The organism is Nonomuraea guangzhouensis, assembly GCF_019396345.1.
Classification (GTDB): domain Bacteria; phylum Actinomycetota; class Actinomycetes; order Streptosporangiales; family Streptosporangiaceae; genus Nonomuraea; species Nonomuraea guangzhouensis.
Genome location: NZ_JAHKRM010000002.1, coordinates 507455 through 533867, shown reverse-complemented (window position 1 = coordinate 533867; position 26413 = coordinate 507455). Strand labels below are relative to the sequence as shown.

The 26413-nt window shown below is 70.8% G+C and carries 25 protein-coding genes; 13 read left to right on the top strand and 12 right to left on the bottom strand.

Annotated features, from left to right (window positions below):
* Positions 1 to 15 precede the first annotated feature (15 nt).
* The gene (locus KME78_RS05475; RefSeq protein WP_219527627.1) at positions 16 to 888 is read left to right on the top strand and encodes an LLM class flavin-dependent oxidoreductase; all 873 of its coding nucleotides are present in this window, start codon (positions 16 to 18) and stop codon (positions 886 to 888) included.
* A 20-nt stretch (positions 889 to 908) separates the two neighbouring features.
* Here KME78_RS05475 and KME78_RS05470 read toward each other — a convergent pair whose 3' ends face one another.
* The 5 genes from KME78_RS05470 to KME78_RS05450 all read right to left on the bottom strand — a co-directional run bounded on the left by KME78_RS05470 (position 909) and on the right by KME78_RS05450 (position 5032).
* Positions 909 to 1298, bottom strand: coding sequence for an SCO6045 C-terminal-like domain-containing protein (locus KME78_RS05470; protein ID WP_219527626.1), 390 nt, complete (start codon positions 1296 to 1298; stop codon positions 909 to 911).
* Positions 1288 to 2103 (bottom strand): MbnB/TglH/ChrH family RiPP precursor modification enzyme, encoded by an 816-nt coding sequence (locus KME78_RS05465; RefSeq protein WP_308126815.1) that lies wholly within the window; start codon positions 2101 to 2103, stop codon positions 1288 to 1290. Before KME78_RS05465 ends, KME78_RS05470 begins: the two co-directional genes overlap by 11 nt.
* Positions 2100 to 3131 (bottom strand): TIGR04222 domain-containing membrane protein, encoded by a 1032-nt coding sequence (locus KME78_RS05460; RefSeq protein ID WP_219527625.1) that lies wholly within the window; start codon positions 3129 to 3131, stop codon positions 2100 to 2102. Before KME78_RS05460 ends, KME78_RS05465 begins: the two co-directional genes overlap by 4 nt.
* 64 nt (positions 3132 to 3195) lie before the next feature.
* On the bottom strand, positions 3196 to 4095 hold the full coding sequence (locus KME78_RS05455; RefSeq protein WP_219527624.1) for a ribonuclease Z: 900 nt from the start codon (positions 4093 to 4095) through the stop codon (positions 3196 to 3198).
* Positions 4096 to 4120: 25 nt separating this feature from the next.
* Entirely contained in the window at positions 4121 to 5032 is a 912-nt protein-coding gene (locus tag KME78_RS05450) for a class I SAM-dependent methyltransferase (protein ID WP_219527623.1), read from the bottom strand.
* A gap of 107 nt (positions 5033 to 5139) precedes the next feature.
* On the opposite strand from KME78_RS05450, the gene KME78_RS05445 reads away from it, so the two are divergent.
* From KME78_RS05445 to KME78_RS05410, 8 genes are all read left to right on the top strand, one after another.
* The gene (locus KME78_RS05445; protein ID WP_219527622.1) at positions 5140 to 5655 is read left to right on the top strand and encodes a methylated-DNA--[protein]-cysteine S-methyltransferase; all 516 of its coding nucleotides are present in this window, start codon (positions 5140 to 5142) and stop codon (positions 5653 to 5655) included.
* 55 nt (positions 5656 to 5710) lie between these two features.
* Positions 5711 to 6616 (top strand): tRNA (adenosine(37)-N6)-dimethylallyltransferase MiaA, encoded by a 906-nt coding sequence (gene miaA, locus KME78_RS05440; RefSeq protein WP_219527621.1) that lies wholly within the window; start codon positions 5711 to 5713, stop codon positions 6614 to 6616.
* A 9-nt stretch (positions 6617 to 6625) separates the two neighbouring features.
* Positions 6626 to 7438 (top strand): diaminopimelate epimerase, encoded by an 813-nt coding sequence (dapF, locus tag KME78_RS05435; protein ID WP_219527620.1) that lies wholly within the window; start codon positions 6626 to 6628, stop codon positions 7436 to 7438.
* A gap of 51 nt (positions 7439 to 7489) precedes the next feature.
* Positions 7490 to 8242, top strand: coding sequence for an SCO6745 family protein (locus tag KME78_RS05430; RefSeq protein WP_246650397.1), 753 nt, complete (start codon positions 7490 to 7492; stop codon positions 8240 to 8242).
* Between the two features lie 19 nt (positions 8243 to 8261).
* Positions 8262 to 10538 (top strand): tetratricopeptide repeat protein, encoded by a 2277-nt coding sequence (locus tag KME78_RS05425; RefSeq protein WP_219527619.1) that lies wholly within the window; start codon positions 8262 to 8264, stop codon positions 10536 to 10538.
* A gap of 1 nt (position 10539) precedes the next feature.
* Positions 10540 to 11298, top strand: a complete 759-nt coding sequence (locus KME78_RS05420; protein WP_219527618.1) for an SDR family NAD(P)-dependent oxidoreductase — start codon at positions 10540 to 10542, stop codon at positions 11296 to 11298.
* An 88-nt stretch (positions 11299 to 11386) separates the two neighbouring features.
* Complete coding sequence (locus tag KME78_RS05415; RefSeq protein ID WP_214638474.1) at positions 11387 to 11749, top strand: phosphomannose isomerase type II C-terminal cupin domain; 363 nt, start codon at positions 11387 to 11389, stop codon at positions 11747 to 11749.
* A gap of 299 nt (positions 11750 to 12048) precedes the next feature.
* On the top strand, positions 12049 to 12720 hold the full coding sequence (locus tag KME78_RS05410; protein WP_308126814.1) for an HNH endonuclease family protein: 672 nt from the start codon (positions 12049 to 12051) through the stop codon (positions 12718 to 12720).
* Positions 12721 to 12736: 16 nt separating this feature from the next.
* Here KME78_RS05410 and KME78_RS05405 read toward each other — a convergent pair whose 3' ends face one another.
* The 7 genes from KME78_RS05405 to aceB all read right to left on the bottom strand — a co-directional run bounded on the left by KME78_RS05405 (position 12737) and on the right by aceB (position 21189).
* The gene (locus tag KME78_RS05405; protein ID WP_219527617.1) at positions 12737 to 14650 is read right to left on the bottom strand and encodes a hypothetical protein; all 1914 of its coding nucleotides are present in this window, start codon (positions 14648 to 14650) and stop codon (positions 12737 to 12739) included.
* 62 nt (positions 14651 to 14712) lie between these two features.
* Positions 14713 to 14925 carry a DUF2277 domain-containing protein gene (locus tag KME78_RS05400; RefSeq protein WP_214638472.1) on the bottom strand — a complete coding sequence of 71 codons (213 nt, stop codon included), beginning with the start codon at positions 14923 to 14925 and terminating at the stop codon, positions 14713 to 14715.
* Between the two features lie 27 nt (positions 14926 to 14952).
* Positions 14953 to 15702: an IclR family transcriptional regulator gene (locus KME78_RS67025; protein WP_372454880.1), complete on the bottom strand. Its 750-nt coding sequence runs from the start codon at positions 15700 to 15702 to the stop codon at positions 14953 to 14955.
* 25 nt (positions 15703 to 15727) lie between these two features.
* Positions 15728 to 16930 (bottom strand): (Fe-S)-binding protein, encoded by a 1203-nt coding sequence (locus KME78_RS05390; protein WP_219527725.1) that lies wholly within the window; start codon positions 16928 to 16930, stop codon positions 15728 to 15730.
* Between the two features lie 13 nt (positions 16931 to 16943).
* Entirely contained in the window at positions 16944 to 18134 is a 1191-nt protein-coding gene (locus KME78_RS05385; protein WP_219527615.1) for an FAD-binding oxidoreductase, read from the bottom strand.
* A complete protein-coding gene (locus KME78_RS05380; RefSeq protein WP_219527614.1) occupies positions 18134 to 19585 on the bottom strand; it encodes an FAD-linked oxidase C-terminal domain-containing protein in 1452 nt (483 codons plus the stop codon). Before KME78_RS05380 ends, KME78_RS05385 begins: the two co-directional genes overlap by 1 nt.
* 26 nt (positions 19586 to 19611) lie before the next feature.
* Positions 19612 to 21189, bottom strand: a complete 1578-nt coding sequence (aceB, locus tag KME78_RS05375; protein WP_219527613.1) for a malate synthase A — start codon at positions 21187 to 21189, stop codon at positions 19612 to 19614.
* A 155-nt stretch (positions 21190 to 21344) separates the two neighbouring features.
* On the opposite strand from aceB, the gene KME78_RS05370 reads away from it, so the two are divergent.
* The 4 genes from KME78_RS05370 (at position 21345) to KME78_RS05355 (ending at position 25979) form a co-directional block, all read left to right on the top strand.
* A complete protein-coding gene (locus tag KME78_RS05370) occupies positions 21345 to 22034 on the top strand; it encodes a DUF4097 family beta strand repeat-containing protein (protein WP_219527612.1) in 690 nt (229 codons plus the stop codon).
* An 83-nt stretch (positions 22035 to 22117) separates the two neighbouring features.
* A complete protein-coding gene (hflX, locus tag KME78_RS05365; RefSeq protein ID WP_219527724.1) occupies positions 22118 to 23530 on the top strand; it encodes a GTPase HflX in 1413 nt (470 codons plus the stop codon).
* Positions 23531 to 23958: 428 nt separating this feature from the next.
* Positions 23959 to 25167 (top strand): imidazolonepropionase, encoded by a 1209-nt coding sequence (gene hutI / locus KME78_RS05360; RefSeq protein WP_219527611.1) that lies wholly within the window; start codon positions 23959 to 23961, stop codon positions 25165 to 25167.
* Positions 25167 to 25979 carry a DegV family protein gene (locus tag KME78_RS05355; protein ID WP_219527610.1) on the top strand — a complete coding sequence of 271 codons (813 nt, stop codon included), beginning with the start codon at positions 25167 to 25169 and terminating at the stop codon, positions 25977 to 25979. The genes hutI and KME78_RS05355 overlap by 1 nt, the downstream gene beginning before the upstream one ends.
* The last annotated feature ends 434 nt before the right edge of the window (positions 25980 to 26413 follow it).

The following is a 26413-nucleotide window of genomic DNA, read 5'->3' as shown; positions in this document are numbered from 1 at the left end:
GGTAGGACAGATCTCATGACTGCTCTCGGCGCCGTGTTCCGGCCTCAGCTCCCTCCCGAACGGATGCGCGGCGTGGCCCGCGTGGCGGAGGAGGCGGGGCTGGACGAACTCTGGCTCTGGGAGGACTGCTTCTCCCAGAGTGGCATCGCCAGCGCGGCCGCGGCCCTGGCCTGGACCGAACGGCTGCGCATCGGCGTCGGCCTGCTCCCGGTGCCCCTGCGGAACGTCGCCCTGACCGCGATGGAGGTGGCCACGCTGTACCGGCTGTTCCCGGGGCGGGTCGTCCTGGGCGTCGGTCACGGCGTACAGGAGTGGATGGCGCAGGCGGGCGCGCGGGTGGACTCGCCTCTGACGCTGCTGCGCGAGCACCTCGCGGCGCTTCGGGCGCTGCTGCGCGGCGAGCGGGTCACCGTGGACGGCCGTTACGTGCGGCTCGACGACGTCGCCCTCGACTGGCCGCCGGAGACGGCGCCCCCGGTGCTCGCCGGGGCGATCGGGCCGCGGTCGCTGCGGCTGTCCGGCGAGGCCGCCGACGGCACCATCCTCGTCGCCGGAACCCCGCCCGACCAGGTACGGCAGGCCCGAGGGCTGATCGACGAGGGGCGTGCGGCGGCCGGGCGTACCGACCACCACGAGCTGATCGTCGGCCTCCACACGGCGACCGGCCCGGACGGACCCGGGCGCCTCAAGGCCGAACTCGAGCGCTGGGGCGACGCCGGCAAACCGGACGTCGGAGTCGCCGGGGACGCGGGCACGGTCGCCAAGGCCGTCCAGCGGCTGGCGGACGCCGGGGGCGACACCGTGGTGCTCCAGCCGACGGCCGACGAGCCCGACCTCGAAGGCTTCGTACGGTTCGTGGCCGAAGAAGTCCGCCCGCTCGTTCCCTGACGTAACTGATCTCGGCCGGCCTAGGAAGTGGGTCGGCGGCGGAGGAAGCGGGCCCACCGGCCGGGCGGCGGTCCGGCCGGTGGGGGGTCCAGCGGCAGGCCGAGCCAATCGGCGAAGGCCCTGGCGTCGCCCAGGGAGCCGCCGGGGGGCTTGGGGTGCCGCTCGGCGTACTCGGTGAAGAGCGCGGCGAATCGGGGGCCGAGGCGGATCGCCAGGTCGGGAGCCGACCTGGCCACAAGGCCCCGTCTCTTGGCGATCAGCCCGGCGGCCTCGATCCGGAGCCGTACCGGGTCGAAGCCGTCAGGGAGCGGCCCACCGGCGACGAGCGCCGCCAGAAGCCCCCGCTGAGCCGCTGCCAACCGCTGCCGCCGCTGGTCGGCGGCGTGGTCAGCGGCTTGGTCATCGGACATATGACGCCGCCCTGATGCGGTCGAGTTCGGCGGCGAGTACGGCGTCGCTCGGGTAGTCCGCGTCCCACTCCAGCAGCACGCCGGGTGGTTCCGCGCGGGCGGACAGCTCGGCGAGCAGGTCGAGGACGTCCGGGGGTATGACGGTCGTGTGCGTGTCGTGCCAGACGCCGTCGTGCGCGTACCCTCCGGCGACGTGGACGTAGGCCAGCTCCTCCAGGGGCAGCGTGTCCAGGGCCGCGCGGGCGTCGAGGCCCAGGTTGACCTGGCTGGTGTAGAGGTTGGCCACGTCGATGAGCAGGCCGACACCGGTCCGCTCGACCAGTTCGCGCAGGAACTCGGCCTCGGTCAGCTCGTCCTCCGGCCAGCCGAACAGCGCCGCCACGTTCTCCAGGGCGAGGGGCACCGGCAGGGACTCCTGCGCCTGCCGTACGTTCTGGACGATCACCGACAGCGCCTCGCGCGTGCGTGGCACCGGGAGCAGGTGGCCGGATTCCAGGTCTCCCGCTCTGACGAAGGCGAGGTGCTCGCTGACCAGCGGTGATTCGAGCGCCTGGGCGCAGGCGGCGAGATGGGCGAGGCGCCGGCTATCGGGTGGCTCGGCGCTGCCGACGCCGAGGCTCACGCCGTGCGGGATCACGGGCGTGCCCCGGGAGCGGAGCACGCGCAGCGATTCGGGCAGGGCCGGCGGGCGGATGTTCTCCGCGATGACCTCCACGAAGTCCACCCCCGGGAGCCCTTCCACGGTCAGGTCGAGCTCGGCCCGCCAGCCGATGCCCACGCCCAGCCGCTCCGGGCGGGGGCTCACTGGCTGCCTCCCCCGCAGCTCGAACCGCCCCCGTCACTGCCTCCGCCGTCGTGGCCGCCCCCGTGGTGACCGCCTCCGTGATGGCTTCCTCCACCGAAACCGTCGAAACCGCCGAAACCATCGGAACCGTCGCCGCCGAAGAGGCCGCCGAAGAAGTCGCGGCCGAAGAGGCCGTCGCCGCCGCTGCCGCACGTACTGCCGGCCCAGGGACTGCCCCTGGAGTAGGACCCGCAGTGGCCGGGGGCGCAGCACGTGGCGTAGCGCCGGCTCCGGGCGCGTGTGTCGCTCCGCAGGGTGCCGGCGAGGTCGCGGTCCGGCAGCTTCGTCAGCCCGTGCAGAGCCACCAGGCCGAAGTCGGAGTTCTGCCATCCGCCATCGGCGTCGTCGACGTCCGCGTGCTTCAGCGCCGCGCGGCCCGCCTTCGTCAGCGGGTCCATCATGAGGTGGCGCTGCCAGGAGAAGCAGGCGACGCCGGCGACGGCGGCCACGGCCGCGATCACCAGCGCGTTCACGGGCGCGTGGAGCAGGGCGTCCGCGATGACCACGACCGCCGCCAGCCCGGTGAACACGACGAGCCAGCGCGCCCGCCGGCGCGACCGGGCCCTGACACCAGGCGGCATCAGGAGCCCCTGCCGGGACAGCATGATCGTCAGTTGCCGGACCGCGTGGGCGTCGGTGGCCGCGTGCCGGACCTCGGCCGCGGTACGGCCTCCTGGGGCCGAGGCGACCTGCCGGTACACGGCGCGCTCGACGACCACCCGCTTGGCCGGCTTGAACCCGTGCACCGGGGTGACCGTCCCGTCGCGGGAGACCCGGAGGCCGCCCTGGGAGACCAGCGACACGAGCGCCGTGTTGATGACCCGCCGGGGGCCTCCGGCCAGGTACGCCGCCTCGTAGACGTCCATCGGCGAGCGTGCGCCGGAGGGGGCGACGGAGCGGCCCCTGACCAGCGCGAGCTGTGTTCGGATCACGGTGAGGGCGACGAGTGCGAGCAGAACGATGCCGGCCGCGTAAAGCACTTGCTCCATGGTGCCTCCCCGCGTGGAGGGGTGTTTTTACCTGAATGACGAACGCGGTCGTCGCGAAGTTTCCCTACGGGTGCCGCCGTGGTACTGGGATCTTCATCAGGTCGCGGGCCAGGATGATCTCGCCGTCGTAATTGCGCCGTGCCTCGCCGAGGAAGGCCGGTTCGTCGGCGAAGCCGTAGCGTTCGGAGAAGTGGGTGAGCACCAGGCGGCGCGCCCCCGCCTCGGCCGCCACCTGACCGGCCTCGGCCGCGGTGAGGTGGCCGTACTCCTTGGCCAGGGTGCTCTCGGCGGACAGGAACGTCGACTCGATCACCAGCAGGTCGGTGCCGGCGGCGAGTTCGAAGACGGCGTCGCACAGGCGGGTGTCCATGATGACGGCGGCGCTCTGCCCGGTCCTGGGGACGCTGCACTGGTCGAGCGTGATGCCGCGGACGGACCCGGTGCGCTGGAGCTCGCTGATTTCAGGTCCGCGAATCCCGAAAAATGCGAGCTTGTCGGGGAGCATGCGGCGGCTGGACGGTTCCTGGAGGCGGTAGCCGTAGGACTCGACGGGGTGGGACAGGCGGCGCGCGGTCAGCGGGCCGATGGTGGCGTGCTCGCCGCTGACCGGCTGCTCTTCGATGACGCCGGTGTCGGCGAAGACGGCGGCGTGACGGAGCCGCTGCCAGTATTCGGCGCCGGAGGCCGGGTAGACGGCTCGTACGGGATGCCGGACCTTGTCGCGCGCGATGCGCTGCACCACGCCGGGCACGCCCAGGCAGTGGTCGCCGTGGAAGTGCGTCAGGCACAGCCAGTGGACGTCGTTGGCGCTGACCCCGGCGTGCACCATCTGCCGCTGCGTGCCCTCACCTGGGTCGAACAGGTAGCCCTGGCCGTCCCAGCGCAGGAGGTACCCATTGTGGTTTCGGTGGCGCGTGGGCACCGCGCTGGACGTTCCCAGGATGACGAGTTCACGGGATGACACGAGCGCGATGTTAACCGTTCGATGCCTAGACGGGGGCTTTGCGGCGGGTGATATGTCTGCGGGTCCAGCGGACCGCGCGCTGGACGACGGGTCCGGCCAGGCTGATCTCCCTGGTCGCGGTCTTCAGGTTCTGGACGGCGGTACGGGATTCCGCCGCGGTCTTCTTCAGGTCCGCGGCCGTGCGCCGGAGCTCGGCGCTGAGCCGGCCCAGCTCGCCCAGGTCGCCGGCCGGGGCGGGCTTCTTGCGCTGGTTGACGCGGACGAGTTCGCGTTCGCCGAGCACGTCCGTGGTGTGCCAGAGCTCGGGGGTGGCGGCCAGCCAGTCGAGCAGGCGCCGCTGGACGGGCACGGGATCGCCCCACGTGGCGTACAGCTTCTGCGAGCTGACGCAGACCGGGGCCAGCCCGAGCCCGGAGACCGCCTCCCAGACCGCGAGCGCGACGCCCGGCGTGTGCTCACTGCGGTAGTCGTCGAAGGCGACGATCCCGTCCTCCCGCAGCACCGCCCGCGCCGCCAGGACGTCCGCCTTGACGTGCGTGTAGAGGTGCGAGGCGTCGACGTGGACGAACCTGCAGGAGTCCGCCTTGACGTGGTCCAGGATCACCGAGGTGGGCCCGTGCACGATCTCCGGCAGGCTGTCGTGGACGCTCAGGTAGTTCTGCTCGAACCGCTCCCTGGTGAGCGTGGAGTAGGAGCCGGTGGTCTCCGCCTCGTTGGCGGCGTCGGGCGCCTCCGACTCGAACAGGTCGCAGACGGTGAACGACTCTCCGGGACGCAGGTGCCCGCCGATCAGGACGGCGCTCTTGCCGAGGTACGTCCCGAGCTCCAGGAGATCGCCCTGCGTGCCCGTGGACAGGAACCACGCGAACAGGCGCTGGTCCGTGGGCCAGAACCAGCCAGGGATCCGGTCCAGTGCGGCGGCGGTGGGTGCTGGCATGTTCGGACGGTAACAACCCGGATTCGCGGACCTGAAGAGGCTTCGCCACATGGCCATCCGGGAGTCGCCTAGTGTTTATGCCGGGAGTAAATCCCCCAGGGGAGGACATGATGGGTACGGTCGCGTTCGCCGAGGTGCAGACGCCGGTAGGGCCGTTCGTGCTGGCGGTGACCGAGGTCGGGCTGGCCGCCACGGGGTGGGGCGCAAGGACGCATCCGGGTGAGCGGCTCTCGGATCTGACCGCGGTGGACGACCCCGGGCGCACGGCCTTCGCCGTCGCCGAGCTGAACGCCTACTTCGCCGGTGACCTGCGTACGTTCGAGACCCCGATCGACTGGCGGCTGACCTCGGGGTCGCGCCGCCAGGTGCTGAAGACCCTGCACGGCATCCCGTACGGCACCGCCGTCACCTACGGCGAACTGGCCGAGCGGAGCGGATCGCGGGTGCCGGCCCGCGGCATCGGTTCGATCATGGGCTCCAACCCGATCCCGATCGTGGTGCCCTGCCACCGGGTCGTCGCGGGCAACGGGCTGGGCGGGTTCAGCGGCGGCGAGGGCGTGGAGACCAAGCGCTGGCTGCTGACCCACGAGGGATACCTGCAGCCGACACTGCTTGATCTCTAGACGCTCGACCTCTGAGCGGTCCGCCCATACCCAGACAGTTGACACACTTGTCGGTGTGCGTCAGCAGCCAGTCATCGCCGTCGTGGGTCCCACGGCAGCCGGAAAGTCCGATCTAGCCGTGGATCTCGCCCTCCGGCTGGGGGGCGAATGCATCAATGCCGACTCGATGCAGCTCTATCGAGGAATGGACATAGGCACGGCAAAGCTTTCCCCGGCCGAGCAGCGGGGGGTGCCGCATCACCTGCTCGACATCTGGGACGTCACGGTCACCGCCAGCGTGGCCGAATACCAGAAGCTGGCCAGGGCGCTCATCGAGTCGCTGGCGGCGCCCGTGCTGGTCGGCGGCAGCGGGCTCTACGTACGCGCGGCCATCGACGACCTGGACTTCCCCGGCACCGACCCGGAGATCAGGGCCAGGCTGGAGGCCGAGCTGGCCGAACGCGGCCCGGCACCGCTGTACGAGCGGCTGCGCGAGGCCGATCCGGCCGCCGCGGCGGCGATCCTGCCGAGCAACGGCCGCCGGATCGTCCGCGCGCTGGAGGTGATCGAACACTCGGGGCGCCCGTTCTCCGCGACCATGCCGTCGTTCGAGGCGATCTACCCGAGCGTGCAGATCGGGCTGGCGGTGCCCCGGCCGGAGCTCGACGAGCGGATCGAGATCAGGGTCGGCCGCATGTGGGCGGCGGGCCTGGTCGACGAGGTGCGGGGCCTGCTCGGGCAGGGCCTGGCCGAGGGACGTACGGCCGGCCGCGCGCTGGGGTACGCCCAGGTGGCGCGCTTTCTCGACGGCGAATGGACCGAGGAGCAGGCCTTCGCCGAGACCGTCAGGGCGACCAGGCGTTTCGCCCGCCGCCAGGAGTCGTGGTTCCGCCGCGACCCGAGGGTCCACTGGCTGCCCTATGACGCCCCCGACCTGCTCGAACGATCCCTGGCGCGAATCGCCGAACAAGGGTCCGCATAAAATCGTCCTATGCGTTTTCTCAAGGGGCACGGAACCGAGAACGATTTCGTCATCCTCCCCGACCCCGATGGCGAGCTCGACCTGTCCGCCGCGCTGGTCGCCGCGATCTGCGAACGGCGCTCCGGGATCGGCGCCGACGGCGTCCTGCGCGTGGTGCGCACCAAGCTCAGCCCCGAGGTCGCCGACCAGGCCACGACCGCCGAGTGGTTCATGGACTACCGCAACGCCGACGGCAGCATGGCCGAGATGTGCGGCAACGGCGCGCGTGTCTTCGCCCGCTACCTCGTCGAGACGGGGCTGGCCGGTGGGAGCGAGTTCGACGTGGCGACCAGGGGCGGTGTCCGGAGGATCCGCATCGAGGACAACGGCGACGTCACCGTCGACATGGGCAAGCCCGTCGTCCGCGGCACGAGCGTCACCACCGTCACCGGGCAGGAATACGAGGGTGTCCATGTCGACATAGGCAACCCGCACCTGGCCTGTGCCATCGGCGACCCCGTCGCGCAGCTCGACCTGACCCACCAGCCCGGCTTCGACCCGGGCGTCTTCCCCAGGGGCGTCAACATCGAGCTGTTCAACGCGGTCGGCGCCAGCCGCGCGGTCATGCGCGTCTACGAGCGCGGCTCGGGCGAGACCCGCTCCTGCGGCACCGGCACGATCGCCACCGCCGTCGCGGCCGCGGCCCTGTCCGGCGAGACCACCGGCACCTGGACGATCGAGGTGCCCGGCGGCACGGTCGTCGTCACGCTCGACGAGGAGACCAGCTATCTGACCGGCCCCGCCGTCATCCTCGCGAGCGGCAACCTGATGCTTGCAGAATGATGTTCTCCTGAGAGATGCTGAGTCCACTTCCCGAACCGAGAGGGGCTGGACATGGCGGACCCGAGAACCACGGCCGTGCTGGTCAAGGCCCCGATCGGCCGGTACGGCGGCGGATTCATGGTCTCCAGGGAGGCCAAGACCCGCTGCGAGAAGTACGGTCTCGGCCCGCGTGAGTTCTACTTCCGCGGGCGCTGCGGGGTGCTCGGCGAGTGCGAGGCCGACGTGGTCACCTCCGTCGCGGTCTTCTTCCCCGCCGCTCACGTCGAGGAGAGCTGGAACGGCGGGCGCAAGCTGACTGTCGAGCGGGCCGTCGAGGTCTACGCCGAAGCCTGTCAGGAGTGGGGACGGCGCCGGCTCGGCGACTTCGACGGCTGCGCCCGGCTCGCCGAACTGCTCGAACCGGTCGTCGCCCAGGCCCCGGTCGCCGGGGCGCCGCTGTTCGCCGGGTGGCGGGCCGTACCCCTGCCCGATGACGCGCCGGCGCGGGCCACGCAGCTCATGCACGTCGTACGGGAGCTGAGAGGGGGGCTGCACGCCAACGCGGTGCTCGCGGCGGGCCTCCACCCGCTGGAGGCGATACTGGCGGCCGAGCACGACGCGCCTTTCGGACACGCGGCCGGTGAGGCGATGGCGCGGTTCCTCAACTGGCCGGAGCCGTACCAGAAGCCGGGTCCCGACGTGGTCGCGATGCGGACCGCGGTCGAGGACACGACCGATGATCTGCTGGCATCGGTATTTTCGGTATTGAACAACGACGAATCGGACGAGCTCATCGAGCTTCTGCGTTTTGGGCACGGTCATTGACCTGGCAGACTGACTGCTCATGGACGTGGACATCTGGGCCTGGGTCGGTGAAACCCAGCAGCAGCTTTCTGAGGCGGGCAACGTGGGCCTCGCCATGGCGCTGGGAGACCTGCCCGCACAGGCCTACGAGGGGCGATACCCCCAGCTAGACGTGATGGCTCCGGCCATCGCACAGCAGGCGGAGGCCCTGGAGCTCCCGTGGCTCGAGTTCTACGCCCGCTACTGGCACCTGCTCGGCCGCGTGGGCGACCGCGCGCAGGGTGCCGTCGCGATCGGTGACGCCGAGCAGTTGCTGTCGTTCGCTCAGCGCGAAGAGGTGCGTGACTGCCCGGCCACCCCGGCCGCGGTCGAGGCGCTCGCGCTGGCGTGGGCCAACGCCGACGGCCCCGGCTACGCGGCCGAACGCCTGGAGACGCTCGACGCGGTCATCCAGGACCTAGAGCCGGCCAACCCGGCCTACACCGGGCTGGTGACCCAGTACATCGCCGCGCTCATCGACGCGGGCCGGGCCGGCGAGGCCGTGACCTACGCCGAGTCCGCCGTCGAGCGGCTGCGCGCCGCCGACCGCGAGGCGAGCTGGGAGCTCGGCGCCGAGAGCGCCCGGGCACTGCTTGTCGCCGGACGCGGGGAGGACGCGCTGGCCGCGCTCCAGGCCGCGGCCGACTTCCAGGCCGACGACCCGGTGGCCAAGGCACACCGCGACGGCGTACGCCGCGCGCTGATCCTGGCCACGCTCGGCCGCATCGCCGAGGCCGTCGACGCGCTGCCCGACCTCGACGTGGTCGGCGACCACCCGGGCTCGTGGGTGGAGTGGACGCAGGCGGTCGCCAAGCTGGCCGGCTCCTCGCAGATCACCAACACCTGGCAGCTCGGCCGCGTGCTGCGCCAGTGGATCGACTACTTCGGCATGATGGGCGGCTACCGCGCCCGCTTCGAGCTCTCGCTGGTCGCGGGCGAGCTGGCCGTCGCCAGGCAGGGCGTCTGGCAGGCGCGGCTGCTGGCCGACCAGGCCCAGTCGGCCGCCGCCGAGCTGCGCGAGAGCGCGGGCGTGGCCGAGCGGATCGCCGCCCTGCGCGCCGCCGCCGACGCGGCCACCGAGCCGCCCGCGCCGGGCCCGGTCGAGGAGCGGGTGGCCTACTTCGACGCCGCCGACGGCCACAACGCCGACCCCGAGCGGTGGGTCGGCTGGCTGGCCCCGCGCTCCGGCGAGGACCTGGAGACCACCCGCCGCCACACCACCACGCTCGGCTTCCTCGGCTACCCGGCGACGGGCGCCGACATCTACTGGAAGCTGCTGGTCGACTCCGGCGACCTCGCCGGCGCCGACCCCGAGGACATCTCCACCCTGACCACGCTGCTCGTCGAGGCCCGCCAGGACGAGCGGCTCGAGCAGCTGGCGGCGCTGCTGCCGCACGACACCCAATACCTCGCGCTGGCGCGGCTGCACAGCGCCCGCGAGCGCTGGCCGGAGGCGCTGGAGGCGGCCGAGCACGCCGTGGCGGCCGGCGCCGGCGTCGAGGCGCGCCGTCTGGTGGCCACCGCGGCCCAGCAGCTCGACGACAACGCCAAGGGCGCCCGGGCGCTGCTCGAAGTGATCGATGAGATCACCGAGGAGGACACCTGGCGCATGATCGTCATGGCCACCTCGAGCGAGGACTGGGACATCGTCCGCAAGGGCACCGCCAAGATCGGCATGCCGGTCAAGTCGACCGAGGGTCCGATCGAGGAGGAGATGGGCCTCATCCGGGTCATCCTCCCGGCGCCCGACGGCGGCCAGCGGCAGATCCTGTCCATCCGCACCGGCCCGGCCACCGCCCGGCTCGCCCTGCCGCAGCCCCGCGGCATGGACTACAACGCCGGCGACCTGGTCGTGTTCGACCCGCAGCTGCTGGAGCCGGTCCCCGACGACCCCGAAGAGCAGCAGAACTTCGTGCCCCCCTTCGCCGCGGTGCGCATCCTGCGGCCCGGCGGCTACACCAGCTACTTCTTCGACGGCGCCGCGCCGAGCGAGGAGGACTGGGCGGAGTTCACCGAGGTCATGGCCGAGCGCGGCTGGCCGATGTGGGTCTACAGCGACGAGAACTACACGGTCACCCACCCGACCGGCGGCGAGGCGCTGCCCGGGGTGTTCGGCTGGGTCGCGGTGCCGCCGGACGTCTCGGCGACCGAGGTCGACGCGCTGCTCGACGACGCCACCGAGCGGTGGTCGCACCCGCTGGCCTGGCTCGACCTGGCCAAGGAGGTCGACGTGGAGGTCGAGCGCCACGAGCGGATCGTCAAGGAGTACGGTCTCTAGCATGCTTCAGCGGTTCAGCCTCGAGGGGAAGGTCGCCGTCGTCACCGGCGCGTCGTCGGGACTGGGCGTGGCCTTCGCCCGAGGGCTGGCCGAGGCCGGGGCCGACATCGTGATCGGCGCCCGGCGGCAGGATCGGCTGGAGGAGACGCGGCGGCTGGTCGAGGAGACCGGCCGCCGGTGCCTGGCCGTCAAGACCGACGTGACGCTGGTCGAGGACTGCCAGGCGCTGGTCTCCGCGGCCGTGGAGACCATGGGCTCGGTCGACGTGCTGATCAACAACGCCGGGGTCGGCACCGCCGTGCCCGCGCTGCGGGAGACGCCGGAGGAGTTCCGGCAGGTGGTCGACATCAACCTGCACGGCACCTACTGGATGGCGCAGGCGTGCGCGCGGGTGATGCGGCCCGGCTCGTCGATCGTCAACATCGGCAGCATCCTGGGCGAGACGACGGCGGGGCTGCCGCAGGCCGCTTACAGCGCGTCGAAGGCGGCGGTGATCGGGCTGACCCGGGATCTGGCGCAGCAGTGGACGGGGCGGCGGGGGATCCGGGTCAACTGCCTGGAGCCGGGGTTCTTCGCCTCGGAGATGACGGAGCAGTACAACCCCGCCTACCTGGAGCGGATGCTGGCTCAGCGGGTGGTCATGGGGCGGGTGGGGGATCCGGCGGAGTTGGTGGCCGCGGCGGTCTTCCTGGCGAGTGACGCGTCCTCGTACATCACCGGCGCCGTCCTTCCCGTCGACGGCGGCATCCTCATCACCTGACTTGGCGCACCACCTGACCTGGCGGTCCATGGTGCCTGGTAGTTTGAGCGCTGATTGATGGCGTGATTTTCCGGGACCTGGAGGGGCGATGCAGGACATCGACAGGCTGGCGGCTGTGATCCGTGACGAGCGGCCGTGGGGTGGGTTCGAGCGGTTCACCCTCAACGAGGTGTCCACCGTCAAGATCATCGAGGTCTCGCCGGGGCAGCGGCTGAGCCTGCAGCGTCATGAGCACCGCTCCGAGCTGTGGGTGGCGCTCGACCCGGGGTGCGTGTTCGAGGTGGACGGGAAGCGGATCGAGCCCGCGGTGGGGGACCGGGTCCTGATCCAGCAGGGCCAGACGCACCGGCTCAGCTCGTCGGGGCCGGCGACGCGGATTCTGGAGATCGCCTTCGGCCACTTCGACGAAGACGACATCGAGCGCCTGGAGGACAGTTACGGGCGGTCGTAGTCGATCGGCTTTCCCGTCATTCCCGCCCTGAGGGGCGGGAATTTTTTGTTTTACGGCCAGCCCGGTGGGCCCCACCCGCCATACGGAGCCGGGCTCTGTCCAGGGGCACGCTCCTCCGGTGGAGGGTGCTGGGCGCCGTGACGTGCGCCTTCTTGGCCCCGTCCGTGGTCTGGCCGAGCACCGGTGGCGATCCGGCATCCGGCCTGTAAGGGTTACTTGGCTTCCTTGAGGGATAAAGCGTGCCTTAGGGGTAATTGCTCTACCTAGACTTTGCTAAAACTTTAGTCAAGGGGTAGAGCGTGCGGTTTCGTGTGGGTTTGGCCGGTTTGGCCACAGTGGGATTGCTCGCCGGATGTGGGCAACTGGAAGCGCAGACACCTCAAGCCGACAAGGGCAAGGCCGCTTCGTCGGCCGACGTGGGGGACGCCCGCAAGAAGCTGGCCAAACTCGCCGTCAAAGGCCGTGCGCCGCGGACCGGCTTCGAGCGGGAGAAGTTCGGGCCGGCCTGGTCGGACGTCGACCACAACGGCTGTGACACGCGCAACGACATCTTGAAGCGTGACCTGCACGACGAGAAGTTCAAGTCGGGCACGCACGACTGCATCATCCTCAGCGGCGTGCTCGACGACCCGTACAGCGGCAAGACGATCACCTTCAAGCGCGGCCAGGACACCAGCACCGCCGTGCAGATCGACCACCTGATCCCGCTGTCCGACGCCTGGCAGAAGGGCGCGCAGCAGTGGACGGCGGACAAGCGCAAGGAGTTCGCCAACGACCCGATGAACCTGATGGCCGTGGACGGGCCGCTCAACGGGCAGAAGAGCGACTCCGACGCCGCCACCTGGCTGCCGCCGCGCAAGGCGTACCGCTGCACCTACATCGCCAAGCAGATCGACGTGAAGGCGAAGTACGGCCTGTGGCTGACCACCGGTGAGAAGGACGCCATGGACGGCATCCTGGACTCCTGCTGACGACCGGTCCCGCCGGTCAGGCTTCCGCGCCGAGTGCCGCCTTCGTGAGCTCGGCCTGCCGCCTGATCTGTCCCATGACGATCTGGTTGACCCCCTTGGACTGGAACAGGGCGACCATCTTGTCCATCACCGCGTTGGCCCGTTCCAGGTCGCCCTGGCGGGCCTCGGCTCTGGCCAGGCGGCGCATCACCATGTTCAGGGTGATGTTGTCGACGCTGGCGTCCCGGGCCACCGCGGTGAGGTGCTCGATGCCCTGCTTGAGGTCCGGCGGCCGGACCTCGACCTGCTTGTCGGCGGTGATCGCCTTGAACTCCCGCTCGGCGTTGAGCCCCTTGACCATGCGGGCGTAGACGGCCAGCGGGTGGCCGCCGTACCTGCCGATCACCTCGTCCAGCGCCCGGTTGCCCGAGCTCAGCGTCGGCGAGTCGGAGCCGAGCAGCGAGAACAGCTTGCCCTGCTCGTCGCCCAGCATCAGCTCGGCCACCCGGTGATCGTCCGCGCCGACCGGGTAACGGACCCTGACCAGGCAGGCGGGGGAGACGATGCGCGAGCCGTCGGCGGCGATGTACTGCCCGCGCACCTGGTACTCGCCGGGCTGCTGGAAGTAGTGCCCGTCGCGGCCGTGCCCGATGTACGCGCTCCGGTACATGGCCGGGTTGCCCGAGTCGAGCCGGATGTCGGGTGAGGCGTCGACGCAGTGCCGCATCATCGGCCGGTACAGCACGGTCCGGCCGGTCGGCTGGGTGATGGTGATCTGGGTGAACTCGGTGTCGGGATGGAGATGGCCGTGTGTGGTGCGCGGCTCGCCGGTCGTGGACAGCTTCAGCTCCACCACGACGGGCTCGCCGAAGCCGAACGACTCCTTGGCCCGCAGTTCGAGCAGCAGCCCGGACCGGTCCACGATCGGCTGTTCGAAGGGCGCGATGTCGGCGGCGCCCGTGCCGAAGGCGTTCGCGCCCATGGCCACCTCCCGGTAGAAACCGTGACGGAGGTGGACGAGCTCGGAGTCGGTGAACTGGAAGGGGAAGGCGGCCCAGTAGCCCTGCTCGCCGCCGGGTTGGTAGTTCTGGACGTAGTTCATCCAGGACAGGTCGCCGAAGCCGCCGTTCGGGCCGAGCGGCTGAGGTGGGGTGGCCAGGTTCTTCTGCCAGGAGTGCAGCAGGTTGAAGGCGTGGCCGAGCTCGTGCACGTACGTGCGCAGTTGCGCGCGCTGCGCCTGCGGGGTGTCGCCCTTGATCGCGTCGTAGAAGACCGCGGACCCCTGCCGCTGGTGGGCGTCGTCGTAGTCGAACATGATGCCCCGGTAACCGCCCACGTGCCTGCTGGCCACCAGCAGCCACACCCGCCAGGCCGGAGCCTCCCCGAACGCGCTGAACTGCTGCGTCATCGCGTGATGCAGCTCGGCGTCGTCCCAGGCCAGGTCCGCGCCCGACCCGTCGACCGGGATCACCCCGGGCGGGTTGACGGTCAGGCGGATCCCCGCCTCGTCGTAGGCGGCGGCCACGCTCAGCTCCCTCGCCGGCGAGCCCGCCGGGCCGGGCAGCGTCCCGGTGCCGTACTTCTCGAACGGCCGGGTGCCCGCCACCGAGTCCTGTTCCAGGAGCACGGTACGGAAGTGGCGGCCGGAGAACGTCAGCTCGTAGGTCTGGCCGGCGATCCTGGCGGTGCCCACCGTGCCGCTGATCGTGACCGTCACGTCCTTCGCCGGGGTGTCGAACGAGAACGCCCCCCGCCCCGTGATCTTCGTCCCGGCGCCCTCGGCCGTCGCCGAGGCCGCGTTCACCACGAACGAGCCGGCGTATGACGTGGTCGCGCCCGCCACGGAGAACAGATCTCCGCTCACCCTCCCGGTGGGCCGCGCCCCGTCGACGTCCACCCGGAGTTCGAGGCGCGAGTCCCCGTCCCTACCCTGATACAGCCCACTGATCATGGGATGCCCCCTGGCGATCGATGCGGTTACACCGGGGACACTTCCCTCACCGGGGGATCGTGTCAACGCCCTCCGCGAACCTGTAGCGCCGCCAGCAACTCCTCCGACGCCCGGGTGATCGTCTCGACCGCCCGGTCGAACGCCTCGGCGTTGTGCGCGGCGGGCGCGCGGAAGCCGGAGATCTTGCGTACGTACTGCAGGGCCGCCGCCCGTACGTCGTCTTCCGTCACGTCCTCGGTGTACGGCGGGCGCAGGGTCTTGATGCTTCTACACATGCGGTCAACGGTAATAGCCGCTGGAGCTCAAAGGCCCGCGCCGGCCACCGGGCTGAGTTCGGCGCCGAAGTCGAGCGCGAGTTTCCGCATGGCCGCGGCCAGCTCGTCCCGGTCGAGGGCGTCGATCCGCTCCGCCGGGCCCGACACCGACATGGCCGCCACCACCCGGTTCCCGTCGTGCACGGGCACGGCCAGGCAGTGCACGCCCAGCTCCTCCTCACCCAGGTCCATCGCATAACCCCGGTCCCTGACCCGGCCGAGCTCGGTGAGCATGCCGTCGGTGTCGGTGATCGTGTTCGGGGTGCGGCGCGGCATGCCGGTCCGTACGAACACCGCGACCGCCTCATCGGCCGGCCGCCCCGCCAGCAGCACCTTGCCCACGGCCGTACTGTGCGGCAGCACCCGCCTGCCGACCTCCGCGAACATCCGCAGCCTGCGCGGCGAGGGCACCTGCGCCACATAGACGATGAAGTCGCCCTCCAGCACCGCCAGGTTCGCCGTCTCTCCCGACAGCGACACCAGCTTCGACAGGTAGGGCCGCGCCCACACGCCGACCATGCTCTCGGCGATGCCACCCAGCCGCACCAGGCCGCCGCCCAGGGCGTAGCGCCGGTCCGACTCCTGGCGTACGTAGCCGCGGGCCAGCAGCGTCTGCAGCAGCCGGTGGATCGTCCCGTACGGCAGCCCGGTCTTGGCCGCGATCTCCGACAGCCCCGCCTCACCACCGTGTTCGGCCAGCGCCTCCAGCACGTCGAGCGCCCGCTCGACCGACTGCACGCTCACCCGCCCAACCCCCGTCCGGTCAAAGGGACACCCCGCGCAGCGACGCGTCGAGCACCTCGGCCGTGTGCGCCACCCTGATCTCCGCGCCGCCGCGCCGCATCGCGGCGGCTATCTGCATCGTGCAGCCCGGATTGGCCGACACCAGCAGCTCCGCGCCCGTCGAGGCCACCGACCTGGCCTTCCTGTCGCCCAGGTCGCGGGCCGCCGCGGGCTGGAAGATGTTGTACGTGCCCGCCGAGCCGCAGCAGATGGCCGACTCCGGCACCTCACGCAGGTCCAGCCCCGGGATCGCCTTCAGCAGCTCGCGCGGCTGGGCCCGGATCCCCTGCGCGTGGGCCAGGTGGCAGGCGTCATGGTAGGCCACCGTGACGGGCAGCGGATGCCGGTCCGCCACCGGTCCCAGCTCGGCGAGGTATTCCGACAGGTCCAGCACCCGGAACCCCGGCTCACTGCCCAGCAGCCGGCCGTACTCCTTCATCGACGACCCGCACCCGGCCGCGTTGACCACGACCGTGTCCACGCCGGCCCTGGTGAACGTCCTGACCGTGCGCCGCGCGAGCCGCCTGGCCTGCTCCTCGCGCCCCGAGTGCACGCTCAGCGCCCCGCAGCAGCCCTGTCCGGGCGGGATGACCACGTCGCAGCCCTCCAGCGCGAGCACCCGCGCGGTGGCCGCGTTGACCTGCGGGAAGAACTCGCCCTGCACGCACCCGGTGAGCATGCCGACCACGGCCCTGCGCGGCCCCCTGGCCCGGACCAGCCGTGGCAGCCGCTGCCTGCGCCCGGCCCTGGGTGCCAGCCCGGCCATCGCCCCGAGGCTGGGATGCACCCGTTCCAGGAACGGCGCCATCCGCTCGGCCAGCCACATTCCGGGGCGCAGCAGCCGCAGCCTGCGCGGGTAGGGGAACAGGCTGAACACGATCTCCCTGACCGCCCGCTCGCGCGGGTCGCGCACGTGGACCCGCTCGACCTCGGCCCGCGTCTGCTCGATCAGCTGGTCGTACTGGACGCCCGACGGGCAGGCGGTGACGCACGCCATGCAGCCGAGGCAGGCGTCGAAGTGGCCGGCCATCTCCGGCGTCACCGGGGTGCCTTCGACGTGCTGCTTCATCAGGTGGATCCGGCCGCGCGGCGAGTCCATCTCCTCGCCCCACAGCACGTACGTCGGGCAGGTGGGCAGGCAGAAACCGCAGTGCACGCAGTCGTTGATCAGCTTGGGGTCGATGCCGGACGTCACGTCAGATGCCTCCCACGAACCGGCCGGGCGACATCCTGCGCTCCGGGTCGAACCGTTCCTTGACCCGCCGCATCAGCGGCAGCGCGCTCACCGGTCCCCACCGGTCCACGCTCTCGTCCGGCGCGGCCAGCACGGTCACCCGGCCGCCCAGCGGCGCCAAGCGCTCCCGCAGGCCGGACACCACGTCCGCGAACCCTGTGGTCATGGCGCCCGCGAGCTCCAGCCGGACCCGGCCCGCGACCGGCGAGCCGCGCAGCGCGAACCCGGTCCCGCGTACCCTCTCCAGGACCTCGCCCGCCCGCGCCGGCGGGAACCGCAGCTCCAGCAGGACCTCGTCGTCCGTGATCAGCCCCCACCAGGCCGGCGCCTCGTCCGTGACACTGCCCGCGCCCATCGCCTCGCGCAGCGCGTCCGCCCGCTGCCCGGCAGCCGTGCCCTCGACCAGCACCGCCAGGGTGAACGGCGCGTCCCCGCCGGGCCAGTCGAGCTCGACCGCGCTCGGCTCGGCCTGCGAGGCGGCCAGCAGCGCGGCCACCTCCTGGACGCGCTCGGGCGACTCGAACGCGGCCACGACATAGCGCCGGTCGGCGGGCAGCGGGTGCAGCCGGAACGTGGCCTCGGCGATGACGCCCAGCGTGCCGTACGAGCCGGTGAACAGCTTGCCCAGGTCGTAGCCCGCGACGTTCTTGACCACCCGGCCGCCCGACTTGGCCACGGTCCCGTCCGGCAGCACGACGGTGATGCCGATGAGCAGGTCGCGGGCCGTACCGTAGCGGAAGGCGCGCGGCCCGGCCGTCGCGGCGGCCAGTGTGCCGCCGACCGTCGCGCCGTCGGTGAACGGCACGTCCAGCGCCAGTTCCTGACCCTGCGCGGCGAGCGCGTCAGCCAGCGCGTCCATCGTCACCCCGGCCTGGGCCTTCACCACGAGGTCGCCCGCGGCGTGCTCGATGACCTCGTTCAGGCAGCACAGGTCGAGCAGCACGTCACAGCGTTCGGGCGGCGGGCCCCAGTGCAGCTTGGTGCCGCCGCCGGCGGGTACGACCGCCAGGTCGTGCTCGGCGCAGGCCCGCAGCACGGCCGAGATCTCCTCGACCGACTCGGGCAGCGCCACCACGCTCGGGCGCACCCCGCCCACGGCGTCGTCCGGCCCGGCCTCCCTGACCGTCACGCCGGTCTTGTCCAGCCGCTCCATCAGAACTGCTCCGCCTGCCCCGAGGCGACCAGCGGATGAACGCCCTTGCGCACGCCGGGCACCTCCCCGCACAGCCGCGGCGTGGGGAAGATCTTGCCCGGGTTCGACAGGCTTTTCGGGTCGAAGGCGCAGCGGACGAGCTGCATGGTGTCGAGATCGTCTTCCGAGAACATCTTCGGCATGTACTTCGCCTTGTCCGTGCCCACCCCGTGCTCCCCGGTGATCGACCCGCCGTGCTCGATGCACAGGTCGAGGATCGCGCCGGAGACCGCCTCGGCCCGCTCGCCCGCCCCCGGCTCCGCGTCGTCGAACAGCACCAGCGGATGCAGGTTGCCGTCGCCCGCGTGGAAGACGTTGGCCACCCTGATCCCGTACTCCTGCGACAGCCGGTCGATGGCGGCCAGCACCTTGGGCAGCGAGGTGCGTGGCACCACGCCGTCCTGCACGATGTAGGCCGGGCTGATCCGGCCGACGGCCGCGAACGCCGACTTGCGGCCCCGCCAGATCGCCGCCCGCTCGGCCGGGTCGTCGGCCACCCGCAGCTCGAACGCCCCCGAGCAGATCTCCTGAAGCCGCTCGAACTGCCGGAGCACCTCCTGCTCCGGCCCGTCGAGCTCGACGATCAGCACCGCGCCCGCACCCTCGGGGTAGGAGCAGGACACCGCCGCCTCGGCCGCCTCGATGGACAGCGCGTCCATCATCTCGATCGCGGCCGGCACGATGCCCGCGCCGATGATCGCCGACACGGCCTGCCCGCCCTGCTCGATGCTCTCGAACGCGGCCAGTACGGTGATGACGGACTCGGGGGTACGGCTCAGCCGTACCGTGATCTTGGTCGCTATGCCCAGCGTGCCCTCGGAGCCGATGAACGCCCCGAGCAGGTCGTAGCCGGGGTCCATGCGGTCGAGCGTCACCAGGTCGCCGTCAGGGGTGACGATCTCGCAGGCTTCGATGTGGTTGACCGTGAAGCCGTATTTGAGGCAGTGGGCGCCGCCGGAGTTCTCCGCCACGTTGCCGCCGATCGAGCAGATCTGCTGGCTGGACGGGTCGGGGGCGTAGTAGTAGCCCTGGTCGCGGACGGCCTCGGTGATCGCCAGGTTCGTGACGCCCGGCTCGACGACGGCCCTGTGGTTGGGCAGGTCGATCTCCAGGACGCGGCGCATCCTGGAGGTGACGATCAGTACGCCGTCCTCGCGGGGGAGCGCCCCGCCCGACAGCCCGGTGCCGGAGCCGCGGGCCACGAACGGCACCCCGAAGTCGTTGCAGGCGCGGACCACGCCGGAGATCTGCTCGGCGGTCTCCGGCAGCACGACCACGCCCGGCGTGGCCCGGTGGTAGGTCAGGCCGTCGCACTCGTAGGTGCGCAGGCGTACCGGGTCGGTGATCACCGAGTCGGCGGGCAGCAGCGCGCGCAGCGCCGCCGTCAGCTCGTCGAGCAGCTTGTCGACCATGGCGACCCCCTTCTTATCATCATCCTTTACGGCATGCGGGAGTACGCCGGGAGTGTCAGGAATTCGGCAAAGTCGTCGTCCAGCGCGACCTCCTTGAACAGGGCCGTGGCCTGCTCGTACAGCCGCTCGTCGTAGCCGGGCTCGGCCGCGATCTTCGCCAGCTCCTCCGAGATGATCTGCTCGACCAGCTCCTTCGTCACCGTCGCGCCCGTGTCGGACAGCGTGATGTCGTTGTGGATCCACTGCCAGATCTGCGAGCGGGAGATCTCCGCCGTGGCCGCGTCCTCCATGAGGTTGTGGATCGCCACGGCCCCGAGCCCGCCCATCCAGGCGGCCAGGTAACGCAGCGCCACGTCCACGTTGCCGCGCAGCCCGGTCTCGGTGATCTCGCCCGGCGTCTCGGAGACCGACAGCAGGTCGGCGGCCGAGACCGAGACCTCCTCGCGCGTCCTGTCGAGCTGGTTGGGCCGCGAGCCCAGCACGCCGTCGAACACCTCGCGGCAGATCGGCACCAGGTCGGGGTGCGCCACCCAGGAGCCGTCGAAGCCGTCGCCCGACTCGCGCGTCTTGTCGGCGCGCACCTTCTCCAGCGCCATGGCGTTCACCTCGGCATCGCGCCGCGAGGGGATGAACGCCGCCATCCCCCCGATCGCGTGCGCGCCACGCTTGTGGCAGGTCCGCACCAGCAGCTCGGTGTACGCGCGCATGAACGGCGCGGTCATCGTGACCGCGTTGCGTTCGGGCAGCAGGAACTCGCGGCCCCTGGTGCGGAACTTCTTGATCACGCTGAACAGGTAGTCCCAGCGGCCCGCGTTGAGCCCGGCCGAGTGCTCACGCAGCTCGTAGAGGATCTCCTCCATCTCGAACGCCGCCGGGTACGTCTCGATCAGCACGGTCGCCCTGATCGTCCCCTGCGGAATGCCCAGCAGGTCCTGCGCGCGGACGAACACCTCGTTCCACAGCCGCGCCTCCAGGTGCGACTCCATCTTCGGCAGGTAGAAGTAGGGGCCGCGGCCCTTGTCCAGCTGCCGCTGGGCGCAGTGGAAGAAGTAGAGCCCGAAGTCGAACAGCGAGGCCGACACCGGCCGCCCGTCCACCAGGGCGTGCTTCTCGTCGAGGTGCCAGCCGCGCGGCCGGACCACGATCGTGGCCAGCTCGGCGTCGGGCCTGAGCGAGTAGGACTTGCCGCCGGTCTCGAAGTCGATCGTCCGGTCGAGCGCGGCGCGCAGGTTGAGGTGGCCGCTGACGCAGTTGGCCCAGAGCGGGGAGTTGGCGTCCTCGAAGTCGGCGAGCCAGACCTTGGCGCCGGAGTTGAGCGCGTTGATCGTCATCTTGCGGTCGACCGGGCCGGTGATCTCGACCCGGCGGTCCTCGAGGCCCGGGGCCGGGGGCGCGACGCTCCAGTCGCCCTCTCTGACCGCCTTGGTCTCCGGGAGGAAGTCGAGCCGGCCGCCCGCCGACAGCTCCGCCTGTCGCACCTGCCGGGCTTCCAGCAGCTCCTGGCGCGTCGCGTCGAACTCCCGCTGGAGGGTCTCCACGAAGGCGAGCGCCTCCGGCGTGAGGACCTCGTCGAACCGGTCGAGCATCGGGCCGGTGATCTCCATGAGCCCCTTCTTCCATGATGTGGAAAATCAGTTCTGGATTATGGAAGTGAAGCTACTTCATGGGTGGTCCCGGGTCAAAGGTGGGGGTTCCCCTGGGAGGGGTCCGGGGGAAACCCCGATGTGCGCCAACCCCTGCGCACGCGAGGATCTGGGGCATGAAGACAATCGTGATCGCGGGCGGCCTGCTCGCCTCGGCGCTGCTGCTGACGGGCTGCGGGCTCAAGAGCCTCGGTGGCCCGACCAACCAGGACACCGTCACGTACCAGGTCGCGGACAAGGTGGCCAAGCTGCACCTCAGGAACGAGTCCGGCGACTCCGTGATCACGGAGTACGACGGGACGGCCGTGCGGGTCACCGAGACCCTCCAGTGGCGCAACAACAAGCCGAGGGCCCAGCACAAGGTCGACGGCGACACGCTCTCCGTGTATTACGACTGCGACAAGGACTGGGGCAGTTGCAGCGTCGACTACAAGGTCGAGGTCCCCAAGGGCCTTCAGATCGACGCCGACGCGGGCTCGGGCAACATCACGATGCGGCAGCTGACCGGGCAGATCGACGCGTCCGCCGGCTCGGGCGACGTGGACGCCACCGGACTCGGGAGCAAGAAGATCTTCGCCGAGGCCGGTTCCGGCGACGTCGAGGTGAAGTTCGCCGCCGTGCCCGACAGCGTCGAGATGGAGAGCGGCTCCGGCGAGGCCATCCTGCACGTTCCGGACGGTGCCTATGATGTGAAGACCGAGGTCGGATCGGGCGAGGCGACGGTTTCGGTCAAGAAGGACCCGTCTTCTCCGCACAAGGTGTCGCTGACCACGGGCTCGGGGGACGCCAGCGTGTTGCCCGGATAACCAGGTGATGGCGCCAGGGATGTCATGTCACCATCGGGGAAGACACTCCGGTGTTCAGACGTTGCCTATTAGAGATGACACGAATGCACGAATACTCCGCGCGCGACGAGTTCGAGACCGGCGAGATGGACCTCGAGGAGCGCCAGGCGCTACGCCGCGTGGCGGGCCTCTCTACCGAACTCCAAGACGTCTCCGAGGTCGAATACCGGCAGCTGCGGCTCGAGCGGGTCGTCCTGGTGGGCGTCTGGACCTCAGGCACGGCCGAAGACGCCGAAAACTCCCTGCTGGAGCTCAAGCTCCTGGCCGAGACGGCGGGCTCCGAGGTCCTCGAGGGCCTCATCCAGCGGCGCCAGAAGCCCGACCCGGCGACGTACATCGGCTCGGGCAAGGCGCTCGAACTCCGCGACGTGGTCGACTCGACCGGCGCCGACACCGTGATCTGCGACGGCGAGCTGGCTCCTGGCCAGCTCCGCCAGCTGGAGGAGACGGTCAAGGTGAAGGTCATCGACCGCACCGCGCTGATCCTCGACATCTTCGCGCAGCACGCCAAGAGCCGTGAGGGCAAGGCTCAGGTCGAGCTGGCCCAGCTCCAATACCTGCTGCCCCGCCTGCGTGGCTGGGGTGGCAACCTGTCCAGGCAGGTGGGTGGACGCGCCGCGGGCGGCGTCGGCATCGGTGGCCGTGGCCCCGGTGAGACCAAGATCGAGCTGGACCGGCGCCGCATCCGCGAGCGCATGGCCAAGCTGCGGCGCCAGATCAGCGGGATGTCCACCTCGCGCGACACGATGCGCCACCGGCGCGCCCGGCGCGAGGTCCCGGCCGTGGCGATCGCGGGTTACACCAACGCCGGCAAGTCCTCCCTGCTCAACCGGATCACCGGTGCGGGAGTGCTGGTGGAGGACGCCCTGTTCGCCACCCTCGACCCGACCGTACGCCGGGCGCACACGCCTGACGGCAGGCTGTTCACGATCGCCGACACGGTCGGCTTCGTGCGCCACCTGCCGCACCAGCTGATCGAGGCGTTCCGCTCCACGCTGGAGGAGGTCGCCGACGCCGACCTGATCCTGCACGTGGTCGACGGCGCGCACCCCGACCCGGAAGGTCAGCTCGCCGCCGTACGCGAGGTCTTCGCCGACATCGAGGGCGCGTCCGACGTTCCCGAGATCGTGGTGATCAACAAGGCCGACGCGGCCGACCAGGAAGTGCTGGACCGCATCGCCAGGCGCGAGCGCGACAGCATCGTGGTCTCGGCGCGCACCGGTGCCGGCATCGCCGAGCTGATGGCGCTCATCGAACGCGAGCTGCCCAGGCTCGACCACGAGGTCGTGCTTCTGGTGCCGTACGACAGGAGCGACCTGATCTCGCGGGCCCACAAGGAGGGCGAAGTGCTCTCGGTGGACCACGTGGCGGACGGCACGATCCTGCACGCACGCGTGCTCCCGAGCCTGTCCCAGGAACTGGAGCGGGTCGGCAAGCCTGTCGAACGCGTGTCTTAGCCATCGCAAGCGGGCAGCTCCGCCAAAATCACTGCAGGGCTGCCCAAAGGCGGCAGTGGTCCCTGAACGCTGGGATTGCTAGGATAAGCCGAGTCTTACGACACTAATGGCGCGGGTTTCGGATGATCGCTGCTGTGAGTGAGGTCGCGTGCGGGGGCCACAGGGGTTCAATGGGGTCGAGTGGCGGTTGGGAAGAGTGGGCTTTCTTCCGAATAACCCTGTACAGCAAGCCCACCTGTGAAATAACGTAACTGAACTGAAATCGCCGGATCATGAGTCCGGCGATACGGTCACCGCACAGCCATAGCGGATGAGATCAGGAGACCCCCCATGTCGTCCGGACCCGGAGCCGACTCAGTGGGCGCGGCGTCAGCCGTGCGCTGCTGGGTGCTGTGCTCATCTGGGGGATCCCGCAGGGCGGTGATGCGGTGACCGTTCGACTTCTGACCAATATCGGCCGCCTCTGGACCGGCAACGAGGTTCTCAGCAACGCGGCCATCCTCGTACACAACGACCGGATCGCCTGGGTCGGGCGGGCGCCCGACCTCCCACAGAGCGTGCCCGGGGTCGTTGACGACATCGTCGACGTGGACCACGTCGAAAACCTGGGTGGCGCACTCGTCACGCCCGGCCTCATCGACGCGCACACCCACCCGGTCTACGCGGGCAACCGCTACGCCGAGCTGGCGATCCGCACCGGCGGCTCCACCTCGTCGGCGATCACCGCGGCGGGTGGCGGCGTGGGCTCGACCGTCACCGTGACCCGCGGCACCGACCCGTGGACCCTGTGCAACGGCGTCCGCGAGCGGCTGCGCGGCTGGCTGCTCAGCGGCACCACGACCGTCGAGGCCAAGACCGGCTACCACCTCACCCGCGACGGCGAGCTCGCCGACGTGCGGCTCCTGCGCGAGCTGGAGAAGGAGCCGATGATGCCGCGGGTGCACGTCACCTTCCTCGCGGCGCACGTGGTGCCACCGGAATACTTCGGCCGTCAGCGCGAATACGTCGAGGCCGTGGGCGCCTGGTGCGCCGACGCGGCCGCCGCCGGTGCCGACAGCGTGGACGTCTACTGCGACGAGGGCCACTTCACCACCGAGGAGTCCCGCTGGGTGCTCGCCTCGGGCCGCAACGTCGGCCTGCTGCCGCGCATCCACGCCGGCCTCTTCAGCCGCCGCGGCGCCGTCCAGCTGGCCGCCGAGCTCGGCTGCGCCTCCGCCGACGGGCTGCACCACATGTCCGAAGAGGACATCGCGATCATGTCCCGCTACGGCGTGCCCGCCGTGGTCTGCCCCGCGACGGCGCTCCAGCGCGGCCACCTGCCGCCGGTCCGCCAGATGATCAAGCACGGTGTGCAGATCGCGCTCGGCAGCGACCACAACCCCGGCTACTGCGGCATCACCTCGATGTCCCTGGTCATCGCGATGGCGGTGTCGGCGTTCGGGATGAGCGTCAACGACGCGCTGCGGGCGGCCACGCTCGGCGGCGCCACCGTGCTGGGCGCGCCCGACCGCGGTGTCCTGGCTCCCGGCCGCCTGGCCGACATCGTCCAGTGGGACGCCGACCACGAGGGCGCCTTCGCCTGGTCCTTCGGCCTCAAGCCACGCCGGGTCTGGCGGGGTGGAACTCCGGTTCAGTAGTGCCGCCATCGGTGGTCGTGGTCACGGATTCAACTGCTTACCTGCCTCCGGTGGCTGGTGTCGCTGTCGTACCTGTACAGGTGACTTCCGGTGGTTTGTCGTACGACGAGAACTTATTCACCGGCGACCTGTCGTCGGCGACCACCTCCAGACCCGCACCCGCCCGCTTCGCCGCGTGCTACTCGTCGCTGGCGGCCGGCGGCGCTTCGGGCGTGGTCTCGATCCACCTGTCGGGCGAGTTCTCCGGTACGGCCTCCGCCGCGCTGCTGGCCGCCGCGGAGTGCCCGGTGCCGGTGGAGGTCATCGACAGCCGGTCGATCGCCATGGGGCTGGGCTACCCGGTGCTCGCCGCCGCCCGTAAGGCCGCGGCGGGCGGTTCGCTCGCGGAGGTGGCGGCGGCGGCCCGGCGGTGCGCCGCGCGTACCCGGACGTACTTCTACGCCGACACGCTGGAGTCCCTGCGGCGCGGCGGGCGCATCGGGACGGCGGCCTCGCTGGTGGGTTCGGCACTGATGATCAAGCCGCTGCTGCATGTTGTGGACGGGCGGGTCACGCTGCTGGAGAAGGTACGGACCGCGGGCCGGGCCATCGCGCGGCTGGAGGATCTGGCGGTGGCGGCTGCGGAGGGCGAGGCGGGGGTGCGGGTGGCGGTGCAGCACCTGGGGGCGCTGGGACGGGCGGAGGGGCTGGCGGAACGACTGGCCAAGCGGCTGCCTGGGGCGGTGGAGATGCGGGTGGTGGAGGTTGGGGCGGTTATCGGGGTACATGTGGGGCCGGGGACGCTGGGACTGACGGTCACCTCAGCCGACTAGCCGTACTGACCGTGGACGTCTGACCACCTGTCGACTTCGACGCCTTGCTGACGTTCGGCCGCTCGCCCATTTCGGCGTCTTATGGACGTCTGGCTGTCCTCCCGCCTCGCGCGGCTGCCCAGAAGCCACACCTACCCCGGCGTCCCTCTTCGTTCAGGCCGTTCACCATGTCGTCCACAGGCTGGCCCGCCATGCCTCGGTTATCCCCAGAACCTCGTTCACCGCTCTTCGAGCCCCAGCCGGTCTCGTACCTTCGCTGCCGTGCGCAACCACGATGCGACAGCCGAGCGGACCATCGCCGAGTCCCGCCTACGGTCGATCACCAGCCCCAGCCTGCCCGGCGGCGCACTCCAAGACCCGCATGACCCGCCCAGGGGGTCAGACCAGCCTGACTCGCCTCTGAGGTCAGGTCGCCCTCCGGTCCCGCCTGAGTC

Coding starts and splice junctions, on each gene's coding strand:
- KME78_RS05405 (WP_219527617.1), bottom strand. CDS start 14,650: ATGATCAGTGGGCTGTATCAGGGTAGGGACGGGGACTCGCGCCTCGAA.
- KME78_RS05415 (WP_214638474.1), top strand. CDS start 11,387: ATGCAGGACATCGACAGGCTGGCGGCTGTGATCCGTGACGAGCGGCCG.
- KME78_RS05470 (WP_219527626.1), bottom strand. CDS start 1,298: ATGTCCGATGACCAAGCCGCTGACCACGCCGCCGACCAGCGGCGGCAG.
- KME78_RS05450 (WP_219527623.1), bottom strand. CDS start 5,032: ATGCCAGCACCCACCGCCGCCGCACTGGACCGGATCCCTGGCTGGTTC.
- KME78_RS05370 (WP_219527612.1), top strand. CDS start 21,345: ATGAAGACAATCGTGATCGCGGGCGGCCTGCTCGCCTCGGCGCTGCTG.
- KME78_RS05430 (WP_246650397.1), top strand. CDS start 7,490: ATGGCGGACCCGAGAACCACGGCCGTGCTGGTCAAGGCCCCGATCGGC.
- dapF (WP_219527620.1), top strand. CDS start 6,626: ATGCGTTTTCTCAAGGGGCACGGAACCGAGAACGATTTCGTCATCCTC.
- KME78_RS05380 (WP_219527614.1), bottom strand. CDS start 19,585: ATGGTCGACAAGCTGCTCGACGAGCTGACGGCGGCGCTGCGCGCGCTG.
- KME78_RS05445 (WP_219527622.1), top strand. CDS start 5,140: ATGATGGGTACGGTCGCGTTCGCCGAGGTGCAGACGCCGGTAGGGCCG.
- hflX (WP_219527724.1), top strand. CDS start 22,118: ATGCACGAATACTCCGCGCGCGACGAGTTCGAGACCGGCGAGATGGAC.
- KME78_RS05475 (WP_219527627.1), top strand. CDS start 16: ATGACTGCTCTCGGCGCCGTGTTCCGGCCTCAGCTCCCTCCCGAACGG.
- KME78_RS05425 (WP_219527619.1), top strand. CDS start 8,262: ATGGACGTGGACATCTGGGCCTGGGTCGGTGAAACCCAGCAGCAGCTT.
- KME78_RS05400 (WP_214638472.1), bottom strand. CDS start 14,925: ATGTGTAGAAGCATCAAGACCCTGCGCCCGCCGTACACCGAGGACGTG.
- KME78_RS05460 (WP_219527625.1), bottom strand. CDS start 3,131: ATGGAGCAAGTGCTTTACGCGGCCGGCATCGTTCTGCTCGCACTCGTC.
- KME78_RS05385 (WP_219527615.1), bottom strand. CDS start 18,134: ATGGAGCGGCTGGACAAGACCGGCGTGACGGTCAGGGAGGCCGGGCCG.
- aceB (WP_219527613.1), bottom strand. CDS start 21,189: ATGGAGATCACCGGCCCGATGCTCGACCGGTTCGACGAGGTCCTCACG.
- KME78_RS05420 (WP_219527618.1), top strand. CDS start 10,540: ATGCTTCAGCGGTTCAGCCTCGAGGGGAAGGTCGCCGTCGTCACCGGC.